This is a genomic window from Kineococcus glutinatus (assembly GCF_039542765.1).
In the GTDB taxonomy this organism is placed as follows: Bacteria; Actinomycetota; Actinomycetes; order Actinomycetales; family Kineococcaceae; genus Kineococcus_A; species Kineococcus_A glutinatus.
The window spans coordinates 1-11,511 of the sequence record NZ_BAABIL010000076.1; the positions used below are offsets into that span (position 1 = coordinate 1).

12 protein-coding genes are annotated in these 11,511 nt (G+C 77.9%); 1 reads left to right on the forward strand and 11 read right to left on the reverse strand.

The window, feature by feature from the left end:
* From ABEB16_RS03675 to ABEB16_RS03720, 10 genes are all read right to left on the reverse strand, one after another.
* A partial coding sequence (locus tag ABEB16_RS03675; RefSeq protein ID WP_345710916.1) for a GAF domain-containing protein occupies positions 1-1,488 on the reverse strand: 1,488 nt, incomplete at its 3' end.
* Entirely contained in the window at positions 1,485-2,279 is a 795-nt protein-coding gene (locus ABEB16_RS03680; RefSeq protein ID WP_345710917.1) for a 3-hydroxybutyrate dehydrogenase, read from the reverse strand. The genes ABEB16_RS03675 and ABEB16_RS03680, both read right to left, overlap by 4 nt.
* Positions 2,276-3,382 (reverse strand): branched-chain amino acid ABC transporter permease, encoded by a 1,107-nt coding sequence (locus ABEB16_RS03685; RefSeq protein WP_345710918.1) that lies wholly within the window; start codon positions 3,380-3,382, stop codon positions 2,276-2,278. The genes ABEB16_RS03680 and ABEB16_RS03685 overlap by 4 nt, the downstream gene beginning before the upstream one ends.
* Positions 3,379-4,266, reverse strand: a complete 888-nt coding sequence (locus ABEB16_RS03690; protein ID WP_345710919.1) for a branched-chain amino acid ABC transporter permease — start codon at positions 4,264-4,266, stop codon at positions 3,379-3,381. Before ABEB16_RS03690 ends, ABEB16_RS03685 begins: the two co-directional genes overlap by 4 nt.
* Positions 4,263-5,033, reverse strand: a complete 771-nt coding sequence (locus tag ABEB16_RS03695; protein WP_345710926.1) for an ABC transporter ATP-binding protein — start codon at positions 5,031-5,033, stop codon at positions 4,263-4,265. Before ABEB16_RS03695 ends, ABEB16_RS03690 begins: the two co-directional genes overlap by 4 nt.
* A 44-nt stretch (positions 5,034-5,077) precedes the next feature.
* Positions 5,078-5,872, reverse strand: a complete 795-nt coding sequence (locus tag ABEB16_RS03700; RefSeq protein ID WP_425560097.1) for an ABC transporter ATP-binding protein — start codon at positions 5,870-5,872, stop codon at positions 5,078-5,080.
* Positions 5,873-5,891: 19 nt separating this feature from the next.
* Positions 5,892-7,082, reverse strand: a complete 1,191-nt coding sequence (locus ABEB16_RS03705; RefSeq protein ID WP_345710920.1) for a substrate-binding domain-containing protein — start codon at positions 7,080-7,082, stop codon at positions 5,892-5,894.
* Positions 7,083-7,246: 164 nt separating this feature from the next.
* Positions 7,247-8,038: an alpha/beta fold hydrolase gene (locus ABEB16_RS03710; RefSeq protein WP_345710921.1), complete on the reverse strand. Its 792-nt coding sequence runs from the start codon at positions 8,036-8,038 to the stop codon at positions 7,247-7,249.
* Between the two features lie 124 nt (positions 8,039-8,162).
* Positions 8,163-8,753 (reverse strand): uridine kinase family protein, encoded by a 591-nt coding sequence (locus ABEB16_RS03715; RefSeq protein WP_345710922.1) that lies wholly within the window; start codon positions 8,751-8,753, stop codon positions 8,163-8,165.
* A gap of 13 nt (positions 8,754-8,766) precedes the next feature.
* Positions 8,767-10,053, reverse strand: a complete 1,287-nt coding sequence (locus ABEB16_RS03720) for a GNAT family N-acetyltransferase (RefSeq protein ID WP_345710923.1) — start codon at positions 10,051-10,053, stop codon at positions 8,767-8,769.
* 79 nt (positions 10,054-10,132) lie between these two features.
* On the opposite strand from ABEB16_RS03720, the gene hisF reads away from it, so the two are divergent.
* On the forward strand, positions 10,133-10,906 hold the full coding sequence (gene hisF, locus ABEB16_RS03725; RefSeq protein WP_345710924.1) for an imidazole glycerol phosphate synthase subunit HisF: 774 nt from the start codon (positions 10,133-10,135) through the stop codon (positions 10,904-10,906).
* Between the two features lie 14 nt (positions 10,907-10,920).
* On the opposite strand, the gene ABEB16_RS03730 is transcribed toward hisF, so the two are convergent.
* On the reverse strand, positions 10,921-11,511 hold a 591-nt coding region (locus ABEB16_RS03730; RefSeq protein WP_345710925.1), incomplete at its 5' end, for a TIGR03085 family metal-binding protein.

Consider the following 11,511-nt stretch of genomic DNA (forward strand, 5'->3'; position numbering starts at 1 on the left):
CCCGCGGTGCTGCCCGGCCAGCCCCTGCCCGGCGGCGGCCGCGGCGGCCACCTGCGCCAGCTCGACGCAGCGCTCGGTCGCGGCGGCGCGCGCCACCGCCAGGGCGTGCGGGCGGTCCAGGTCCAGACCCAGGTGCGCGGCACGCCGGCGCAGCGCGTCGGGGTCGCGGTGCGGCAGGGACAGCAGGTCGTCGACGAACTCCCCCCGCACCCGCTGCTCGGCCTCGGCCACGGCCCGGGCGTGGACGAGGACGAGGGCGGTGACCACCGCGGCCCGCTCCAGGGTGCGCACCTCCGCCTCGTCCAGGACCCGCCCGACGGCCAGCAGGCTGCCGAGGACCTCCGCGCCGGCCAGCACGGGGGTGCGGGTGACCGCCCGCCCGTCCGGTCCCCGCAGCCGGGCCGTCGCCCGCCCGGCCGCGGCCGACCCGGCGGGGTCGTCGCGGGGGAGCAGCTCCGGGCGCACGACCCCCTCCTCGCCCGTGCCCGCCCCGCCCGCCAGCAGCCCCGCCGCGTCCGCCCCCGCGCAGGCCAGCGGCCGGCCCGCCGGGTCGGCCACCACGAGGGACACCGCGAGCACCTCCGCCACGGCGGCCGCCACCTCCGGCAGCCGCCCCCCGGACACCAGCACCTGCGCCAGGCGCTCGTGGACCAGCGCCGCGCGCTCCAGCACCTCGCTGTGGGCGCGGATGACGTCGTGGGCGCGGCGCAGGTCCTCCAGCGCCGCGCGCGCCTCCTGGAAGCGGGAGGCGTTCTCGATGGCGACGGCGGCGTGGTCGGCGAGGGAGACCAGCAGCGCCACCTCCTCCCGGCTGAAGGGCCGCTCGCGCCGGTCGGCGGCGAAGAGCACCCCGATGACCTCCTCACCCAGCCGCAGCGGCACCCCGAGGATCGCGACGAGCCCCTCGGCGGCCACGACGTCGTCGATGGTGTGCACGAACCGGGCGTCGGCGGCGTAGTCCGCCGTGGCGTAGGGCGTGCAGGTCGCCGCCACCAGCCCGCCGAGGCCGGCGCCGAGGTCGAGCGCCGTGTGCTTGAACCGTTCGGTGCGGATGCCGGCGGTGACCCGCATCCGGGTGGCGCGCCGCTCCTGCTCGTGGTGCATCAGGTAGGCGGCGTCGGTGCGCAGCAGCTGCCGCGCCCGCTGCACGATCGCGTGCAGCACCGCCTCCACGTCGCGCAGCGACGACAGGTCCTGGGCGGTCTCGTAGAGGGCCGCGAGCTCCTGCTCGCGGCGGCGGCGCTCGCTGAGCAGGGCGCGGACCTCCAGCGCCGACAGCACCGCCTCGCGCAGCTCGCCGAGGCGGGGGTGGTGCGCCTCCTCGGCGGTGGCCAGCACGCGGTGCAGCTCCTCGGCGGGCGCGTCGCGGGCCAGCAGCCGCAGCAGGGCCGCGAAGGGGTCCGGCGCCCCCCGGCCCGGCGCACCCGCCTCGCGGGGTCCGGGCGGGCGGGGCTCGGGCGGGCCGGGTGCGGCGGTGCGGGTGCTCACCGCGCCGTCCAGCCCCCGTCGAGGACGTACGCCGAGCCGTTGGCGAAGCCCGCCGCGCCCGAGCAGAGGAACGCCGCGAGCTCGGCCACCTCCGCCGGCTCGATCAGCCGCTTCACCGACGGCTGCGTCAGCATGATGCGGCTCACCACCTCGTCCTCGCCGATGCCGTTGGCGCGCGCCTGGTCGGCGATCTGCCCCTGCACCAGCTGGGTGCGCACGTACGCCGGGCAGATCGTGTTGGAGGTCACCCCGTGCGGGCCGCCCTCCAGCGCGATCACCTTGGACAGCCCCTCCAGGCCGTGCTTGGCCGCCACGTACGCCGCCTTGTGCGGGGAGGCGCGCAGGCCGTGCACCGACGACACGTTGACGATCCTGCCCCAGCCCTGCGCGTACATGTGCGGCAGCGCGGCGCGCACCAGCCGGAACGGGGCCTCCAGCATCACCCGCAGGATGAGCGCGAACCGGTCCGGCGGGAACTCCTCCAGCCGCGCCACGTGCTGCAGGCCGGCGTTGTTGACGACGACGTCGGCGTGGGCGGCGGTCTCGGCGCACACCCGCTCCAGCACGTCCGGGTCGGCGAGGTCGGCGACGACGGCGCGCCCGCCGATGCCCGCGGCGACCTCCTCGGCCGCCCCGGCGTTCAGGTCGAGCACGTCCACCGCCGCCCCGGCCGCGGCGAGGCGGCGGGCGCAGGCGGCGCCGATGCCGCTGCCGGCGCCCGTCACGAGGACCCGCCGGCCCGACAGGTCCGGCGCGCCCGCGCCCGGTCCCGCAGGTGTACCGCTGCTCACGCCGGTCCCCTCCCCGCGCCGCCACCCGCCGGCCCACCCCCCGGCCTGCGGCCCAGCGCCGCCGACACCCGGTCCACGGCCCCCGCCGCCCCGCCCGGGGCGAAGAGCACCAGCAGGACGAACAGGGCGCCGAGCACGAACAGCGGCTCGGCCAGGACCCGCGCCACCGGGCCCGGCAGCCCGTCCAGCACCCCCGAGGAGGCCAGCGCCGGCAGCCGCAGCGTCAGCAGCCCATACACCAGCCCGCCCAGCGCCGCCCCCCACAACCGCCCGGCCCCGCCGAGCACCACCATGACGAGCAGCGCCAGCGTGAAGTCCGCCGACGCCAGGTGCGGGTTCGCCCCGCGCACCACCAGCAGGTGGACGCAGCCGCCCGCCGCCGCCAGCGTCGCGCCCACCACGAACGCCAGCAGCTTGCACGGCAGCGGCCGGATGCCCAGCAGCTCCACCCGGTCCTCGTTCTCCCGGATCGCCTGCCACACCCGCCCCGCCGTCGAGGCGGTCGCCGCGCGCACCAGCACGAACGTCACCGCGGCGAACGCCAGCGCCAGCCAGTACGTGTTGCGCAGGTTCAGCACCCCGCGGAACGCGTCCGGCACCCCCGCCGAGGCCAGCGCCAGCCCCTCGTCCCCGCCCGTGACGCCCAGGGGGTCGGTGACCAGGAAGATGGCGAACGCCTCCACGAAGGCCAGCGTCACCATCGCGAACGCCACCCCGCGCGCCCGCAGCGCCACCGCCCCCAGCAGCGCCGCGCAGATCGCCGTGCCCGCCACGGCCAGCGCCGCCGCTACCGCGTACGGCAGGCCCGCCTCGCCCACCAGCAGGTTCGTGCCGTAGACGGCCAGCCCGAAGAACAGCGCGTGCCCGAAGGACAGCAGGCCGGTGTAGCCGAAGAGCACGTCGTAGGACATCGCCAGCCCCGCGAAGACGAGCCCGACGGCCAGCACCTGCAGCGCGCCGGGGCTGGAGACCGCACCCGGCAGCACCACGGGCACCGCCACGTCCACCAGCGGCAGCACCGCCAGGACCGCCACCACCGCCGCCGCGACCGGCAGCGCGCCGCCACCGCGGACCCGGCCCACCGGGCCGGTGGCGACGCTCACCGGGCCACCGCCCCGAGCAGGCCCTGCGGGCGGGCCAGCAGCACCACGGCCAGCAACCCCACGACCGCGATGTCACCGACCCCGGCCGCGCCGTAGTAGTTCACCAGCTGCTGCACCAGGGCCACCAGCACCGCCGCCACCGCCGTGCCCGTCACCGACCCCAGGCCGCCGATGACGACGACGATGAACGCGAAGATCAGCTGGCTGGTGCCCAGCGCCGGGTTGATGCCGTTGAAGTACACAGCGCCCAGCGCCCCGCCGACCGCCGCCAGCAGCCCCCCGATCGCGAACACCAGGGTGAAGCTGCGCGAGACGTCGATGCCCAGGGCCCGCACCATCGCCCGGTTCTCCACCCCCGCCCGGATGACCAGCCCGTGCCGGGTGCGGCGCAGGAACAGCAGCAGCGCGGCGAACAGCACGGCCGCCACCGCCAGCACCAGCAGCCGGCTGTTGGGGACGCGCGCCCCCAGCAGCGGCGTCGTCGCGCCGAACCACGCCGGCTGCGGCAGCGGGCGGGCGTCGTAGCCGAACGAGCCGCCCAGCAGCGCCACCAGCGCGAAACCCAGGCCGATCGTGAGCAGCACCTGCCCCAGGTGGTCGCCGTAGGAGCGCGCCACGAGCAGCCGCTCCACGAGCGCGCCCGCGGTGAACCCCGTGGCGGCGGCGACCAGGACCGCGACGAGGAACCGCCACCCCAGCCCCGCGACGACGTCGAGGCGGTCCAGCACCAGCCAGGCCGCGTACCCGCCCAGCCCGAAGAACGCCCCGTGGGCCAGGTTCAGCACGTCCATCAACCCGAAGATCAGCGACAGCCCCGCCGCCAGCAGGAAGTACAGCCCCGCCAGGCCCAGGCCCGTGACGGTGATGAGGACGAAGGTGCTCACGGCCGCGCCCCCGCGGTGCGCGCCCCGCCGGGCGGGCCGGGCGGGCCGGGCGGGCCGGACACCCCCAGCAGCGCCGCCACCCGCCCCGGGTCGGCGAACAACCCGGCCGCGTCCCCGCGGTGGGCGACCCGGCCGTGGTCCAGGACGACGACGTCGCCGGCCAGCTGCCGCGCCACCCGCAGGTTCTGCTCCACCAGCAGCACCGTCGTCTCCGCCGCCGCCCGCTGCAGCGCCGCCACGACGTCGGCGACGACCGCCGGCGCCAGCCCCTTGGTGGGCTCGTCGACCAGCAGCAGCCGGTTGGGGTTGAGCAGCGCGCGGGCGATGGCCAGCATCTGCTGCTGCCCCCCCGACAGGGTCCCCGCCCGCTGCCGGTGCCGCTGGCGCAGGTCCGGGAACAGCTCGTGGACGCGGTCCAGGCGCTCGGCGGCCTGCGGGGTGCGGGCCGCCAGCCGGAGGTTCTCCGCCACCGTCAGCGCCCCGAACACCTCCCGGTCCTCGGGCACGTAGCCGATCCCGCGGCGGACCAGCCGCGCCGTGGGCACCCCCAGGACGTCCTCGCCGTCCAGCCGCACCCGCCCGGTGCCCGGCAGCAGGCCCAGCACCGCCAGCAGCGTCGTGGTCTTGCCCGCGCCGTTGCGCCCCAGCAGCGCCGTGACCCGGTGCGGGTGCACCGCCAGGTCGACGCCCTGCAGCACGTGCGCCCCGCCGCGGCGCACGTGCAGGTCGTGCACCTCCAGCACCGGTGGCGCCGCCGCACCCGCCACCGCCGCCTCCGCCGCGGCGGTCGCCGGCGCCGGGCGCGCCCCGCTCACGGGGCCACCCCCAGGTAGGCCTCGCGCACGGTGGCGTCGGCCATCACGACCTCAGGGCTGTCGGCCAGCAGCAGCCGGCCGCGGTGCATCACCGCGATGCGGTCGGACAGGCCGGTGACGAGCTCCATGTGGTGCTCGACCATGACGACGGTGCGGCCGCGGGCGTGCACGGCGCGCACCACGTCGACGAGGGGGGCGACCTCCTCGGCGCTGACGCCGGCGGTGGGTTCGTCCAGCAGCAGGACCGCCGGGTCGCAGCAGAGCACGACGGCGATCTCCAGCTTGCGCTTGTCCCCGTGCGGCAGCAGCGCCACGAGGTCGCCCGCCCGGTGCGCCAGCCCCACCTCCTCCAGCCGCTGCACGGCGGTGCGGGTGGCGGCGTCGGTGGGGGAGGGCCGCCGCCACAGCGCGAGGCTGCCGCGGCGGGCCTGCGCGGCCAGCCGGGCGTTCTCCAGCACCGTCAGCCCCGGGAACAGGCTGGAGGTCTGGAAGGTGCGCCCGAGGCCGAGGCGGACCCGGTCGGCGGGGCGGCGGCGGGTGACGTCCTGCCCGCGCAGCTCCACCCGGCCGGCGGTGGGGGCGTGCACGCCGCTGAGCAGGTTCACCAGGGTGCTCTTGCCCGCGCCGTTGGGGCCGATGACGGAGACGAACTCCCCCTCCCGCACCGCCAGGTCGACGTCGGCGACGATGGTGAAGCCGCCCACCCGCCACGTCAGGCCGCTGGTGCGCAGCACGACGGGGGAGTGGCCCCGCTGCCCGGCCGCGGCGGGGTCGGCGGCGCGCACCGTCACCTGCCCGCCTCCCGCGCCGTCACTGCCCGGCCTCCGGGGGAGCCACCGCGTCGGCGTCCAGCGCCTCCACGAGCTCGGCCTGGCGGGTCTCGCCGGTGCCGGTGAGCCGGGCGGTGAACATCGGCTGCAGCATCGCGTGGTCGGAGGCGCGGATCGTCTGGGTGCCCTTGGGCGCCTCGAACTCCCAGCCCTCCAGCGCCTCGATCATCGAGGCGGTGTCCTCCGGGTCGCCCTCCTGCAGCGCCCGCACGACCATCTGCGCGGCCACGAAACCGTCCGGGGTGAACAGGTCGGGTTCGGCGACGCGCTCGCGCAGCGCGGCGTCGGCCTCCGTGTCCGCGGCGCCGGGGACGTAGTGCGCGAGGAACGCGATGTCCTGCGGCGCCTGCCCGTAGGCCGGCCACGTCGCCCGGTCGCCGAGACCGGTGGTGACCTCCGTGGCCTCGAAGACGCCCTGCTGCTGCAGGGACTGCCACATCGCGGCGCTCGTGTCCCCGGCCCAGGCGACGAACAGCAGGTCGGGGGCACGGTCCCTGATCTGCTGCGCGAAGGGCGTGAAGTCGTTCGCGGTCGCCGGCACCAGCAGCTGCTCGACGGTGGCGCCCCGCGCGCCCAGGACGGCCTGCACCGCCGCGACGTTGCCCTGCCCGAAGGCGGTGTCCTGGCCGAGGACGAGGACCGTGCCGCGGGGGTCGGCCAGCAGCGAGGCGGCCGCCGCGACGTCCTGGTACGTCTGCCGGCCGGAGCGGAACGTGTTGCGGTTCACCCCGGTGACGGCGTCCACGGCGGCCGGCCCGGAGACGTACAGCAGGTCGTTCTCCTCGGCGAAGGGCGCCAGCTGCACCGCCACCCCGGAGGAGACCGTGCCGACGAGGATCTTCACGCCGCGGCCGACGAGCTCGGTGGCGGCGGCCACCGCCTGGTCCGGGGCGCCGGCGTCGTCGACGACCTCCAGCCGCACCGGCCGCCCGCCGACCTCGCCGGTGCCGTCCGTGGCGTGGTCCAGGCCGGCCTCCAGGCCCTCCAGGTAGGCCCGGCCGTAGCTGGCCAGCGCCCCGCTGGTGGCGGTGACGACGCCGACGGTGACGGGTTCGGCACCCGCGGCGCTGGCGTCGCCGGTGGGGGAGCCCGACCCCCCGCCGCAGGCCGCGACGAGCAGCGCGGGGACGACCAGGGCCCCCAGCAGGCGGGACCGCGCGCGGCTGGTCATGGTTCTCCTCGTCCACCCGCGGGCGCGCCGTCGCGCCGTCGCCCCGGGATCGGCCCGGTGCTGCGCTGGTTCGTGCCAGGAGTCTCGGCCCGCGCCGGGAGCGGCGACCAGGGACGGATCCTCCACCGCGGGCCCCGCGCGGTGGAGGATCCCCCCAGGTGGCCTCAGGCGGCCGTGGCGAACCACTCCAGCAGCAGCCGCAGCGTCTCCCGCGGCTGGTCGGTCCAGAAGATGTGCCCCGCGCCCTCCAGCAGCTCCAGCCGCGCCGCGGGCAGCGCGCGGGCCAGGATCCGGGTGTTCTCCACCGGCACCAGCCGGTCGGCGGTGCCGTGCACCAGCAGCACCGGCATCCCCAGCCCCGGCAGCCGCGACAGCGCCCCGGCGTAGGCCGCCGACCCCGTCAGCTGCGCCAGGTAGCCCGCCGGCCACGTCGGCACCGCCCGGCGCACCGCCAGGTCGGTGTCGATGCGCTCGCGCGGCGTCGTGGGGGCGTACACGAACGGCACCGACGCCTCCGCGGCCTCCTCCGGCGTCATCGCGGCCCGGCCCCCGAGCAGCTCACCGGCCTCGGGGCTGAACACCGAGTCCGCCCCGCCGGGGTGGGTGCAGCCCAGCGCGAGCGAGCGCACCAGCTCCGGGCGGCCCAGGGCCAGCTCCTGCGCGATGAGCCCGCCCATCGAGACGCCGACGACGTGCGCGGAGGTCTCGCCCGCCGCCTCCAGCACCGCCGCGGCGTCGGCGGCCATCACCTCCACCGGGTACGGGCCCGGCGGCACCCCCGTGCGACCCACGCCCCGGTTGTCCAGCACGAGCACCCGGTGCCGCCGCGCCAGCTCCGGCAGCAGCAGGTGCCACATGTCGCAGGGGTAGCCCAGCCCCTGCACCAGCAGCACCGGCTCCCCCGAGCCGCGCTCGTCCCACCACACCTGCGCCCCGTCGCGCGCGATCCTCGGCACGCCGCCCCCTCCCGTGCGTCCGCGGCACCCCTGCTGGCACCCGCGCCGCGGCCACGCTAGGGCGCCGCGCGGCGGGCGGCGACGGCGGAACCCACCCGCGCGCACCCCGGCCGCCGGAGGCGACCTACGGCGCCGGTGCCGGCAGCAGCCGCCCGGCGGACGTCTCCAGCCGCACGTCGGCACGCGCCCGGGTGCCCTCGGCGCGGAAGTGCGCCTCCTCCTGCACCGCCCAGCGCTGCCAGTGCGGCCGGTAGGCCTCCCCGTCGCGGGCGATGCCCCGGGCCATCCGCAGCTCCCGCGGCGCCTCCACCCACACCAGCGCCGCCAGGTGCGGGGCGCAGGCCCGCGCACCGCTGCTGACACCCTCCACGACCAGCACGTCCACCGGGGCCACCTCGTGCTCCTCGGCGTACTCCCCGAGCACCCAGTCGTAGCGGCGGTAGCGGGCCGGTCCGCCCGCGGCCAGGGGCCGCAGCACCTGCTCCACGAGCAGCGGCACCGCCTCGGCCAGCCCGTCCCAGCCCGGGTAGAGGTCGTCCAGGTGCAGCACGGGGGCGTCGCCGAGCCGGGTGGACAGCCCGGCGGCCAGCGTCGTCTTGCCCGAGCCGGAGGGCCCGTCGACGGCGACGACGCGGGTGCCGCGGGCCCGCGCCGGCCTGCTGCGCACCAGCGCGGCCAGACCCGACAGCAGCTCCTCCTCGGCGCCGGCGCTCACCGCCGCACCCGGTTCAGAACTCCGTGGCGCACCAGGGGACCTCCGCGCCGCGGAACAACGCCGCGGCCGAGGGCACCGCCGCGCCGTCGCGGGCCCGCAGCCGCCCCGCCCGCGCCAGCAGCGCCGCGTCCACACCCCCGAGCAGCAGCGACCCCAGCGCGTCGGCGGCCAGCTCGACGTCCGGCTCGGCGTCCGTGCGCGTGACCTCCACCCCGTCCGCGCCGGCGTCGAGCAGCACCGTGCCCGCCGCGGGGCCGCCCTCGTCGTGCACCCGCAGCACCAGCCGGCCGGGAGCGTCGTAGCCGCGGGCGCCCAGCGCGGCGGCGGTGTCCAGCACCCGCACCCAGAGGAAGTCGTCCTGCCCGGTGCGCTGCGCCGCGCGCGGGTCCCGCAGCAGCCACGGCAGCACCTCGTCCACCGGGCGGTGCGCCGCCCGCACCGTGCGGACCAGGTCCACCGACGCCACCAGCTCCCACAGCGCCCGCAGCGCCTGCGGGGTGGTCGCCGTCAGGTCGTCCACGCGCAGCTGCGCGGTGGACACCCGGCCGCGCGAGGACTCCGTGGTCGTGTACGTGCAGTAGCCGTCGGGGGTGCCGTCGGGCCCGCGGCGCAGCACGGTGCGGGTGCGGGCGTCCCACGCGCCGGACACCGCGCCGGGGTCCAGCACCAGGTCCCACCAGCGCTCCTCGCGCCGCAGCCCGCCGGCCCGGGCGCGCCGGGCGCCGTCGTGGACGGCCTGCAGCTGCGCGCGCACGGCCGCGGCCTCCACCAGCTCCACCGTGCCGGCGTCGGCGGGGGCGTCCTCGCGCAGCCGCGACGACGTGGTGTCCAGCGTCCACGTCGCCTCCTCGGTCGCCGCGCCGAAGCCGTAGCGGCCGTAGATGGGGGCCTCGCTGGCGATCAGGACGGCCAGGGCCTGACCGCGCTCGCGGGCCCGGGCCAGGTCGGTGCGCATCATCGAGGTGAGCACCCCGCGGCGGCGGTGCGTGGGCAGCACCGCGACGGAGGAGACGGCGTTGGCGGGCACCACCCGGGCGCCGGGCAGGGTGAGCTCGGTGTCGAAGGAGCGCAGGCTGCCGACCAGCCGCCCGCCCACGACGCCGCCGAGCAGCCGGTGCCCGCGCACGCGCCGCTGCCGCTTGGCGACGTCCTCCGCCGACGGCCGCGGTTCCATGAACCCCGTCGCCGGCACCAGCGCCCACCGGGTGAGCTCGTCGACGTCCTCGACGTCGACGTCGGTGACCCGCACACCGGGAGCGGGGCCGGCGGGAGCGGGGGCGGGAGGCCGCGGCTGCGTCACGCCGCGACGCTACCGGCGGCCCCCGACGCCGTGCGCGCGCATTTCGGCACCCCGATCGGCGGGGCCTACGCTGCCGCCCGTGAGCGTGGCCGTGCGTGTGATCCCCTGCCTGGACGTCGACGCCGGGAGGGTCGTCAAGGGCGTGAACTTCGTCGGCCTGCGCGACGCCGGCGACCCGGTGGAGCTGGCCCGCCGCTACGACGCCGAGGGCGCCGACGAGCTCACCTTCCTCGACGTCACCGCCTCCTCCGACGCGCGCTCGACCACGTACGACGTCGTCTCCCGCACCGCCGAGCAGGTCTTCATCCCCCTCACCGTCGGCGGCGGGGTGCGCTCGGTGGACGACGTGGGGCGCCTGCTGCGCGCCGGCGCCGACAAGGTGGGGGTCAACACCGCCGCCATCGCCCGCCCCGGGCTCATCGCCGAGATCGCCGACCGCTACGGCAGCCAGGTGCTCGTGCTGTCCGTCGACGCCCGCCGCGTGCCGGTGGGTGGGCAGCCCACCGACTCCGGCTTCGAGGTCACCACCCACGGCGGCCGGCGCGGCACGGGCCTGGACGCCGTCGCGTGGGCGGCGCGCGCCGCCGAGCTCGGTGCGGGGGAGGTGCTGCTGAACTCCATGGACGCCGACGGCACCAAGGCCGGTTTCGACCTGGAGCTGGTGCGGCTGGTGCGCGAGGCCGTGGCGGTGCCGCTCGTGGCCAGCGGGGGGGCGGGCGCGGTGGAGCACTTCGAGCCGCCGGTCGCCGCCGGTGCCGACGCCGTGCTGGCCGCCAGCGTCTTCCACTTCCAGCAGCTCACCATCGGGCAGGTGAAGGACGCCCTGCGCGAGGCGGGCCACCCGGTGCGCTGAACCGGGCCGGGCGCTCAGGCCGGTGAGCGGAAGCGGCGCAGCGCCTCCGGGCTGCCGTCGACGTCCACCAGCGCCCGGGCACCGCGGCCGAAGGCGTGCAGCAGCAGCTCCCCGGGACGCCCCGCGACGCTCACCGCCAGCGGGCCCCGGCGCACCACCGCGCGCCGCCCGCCGGGCACCACGAGCACGACGCCCACCCCGGCGCGGCGGTAGGCCAGCCGCCCGACGGTGCGCACGGCGGACCACAACGCGTCCTCCACGTCGCGCCGCAGCACCCGCGGGGTCCACGACGGCTGCGCGCGGCGGACGTCCTCGTGGTGGACGAAGAACTCCGCACCGTTGACCAGGGGCGCCACGCCGGGCAGCCGCGCGGGGCTCCACGCCGGCGGGCCCGAGCGCACGCGCCCGACGAGCTCGTCGAAGGGCAGCGCGGCCAGCCGCCCGCTCACCGCGCGGGAGTGCCCGGCCAGCGGGGGCAGCACGAGCCCCGCCGCGGCGTCGGGGCGGGAGTCGCGCACCACGAGGTGGACGAGCAGGTCGCGCACGCTCCAGCCCGCGCAGAGGGTGGGGGCGTCGGGACCTGCCTCGAGCGCGTCGTCGCACAG

Coding starts and splice junctions, on each gene's coding strand:
- ABEB16_RS03705 (WP_345710920.1), bottom strand. CDS start 7,082: ATGACCAGCCGCGCGCGGTCCCGCCTGCTGGGGGCCCTGGTCGTCCCC.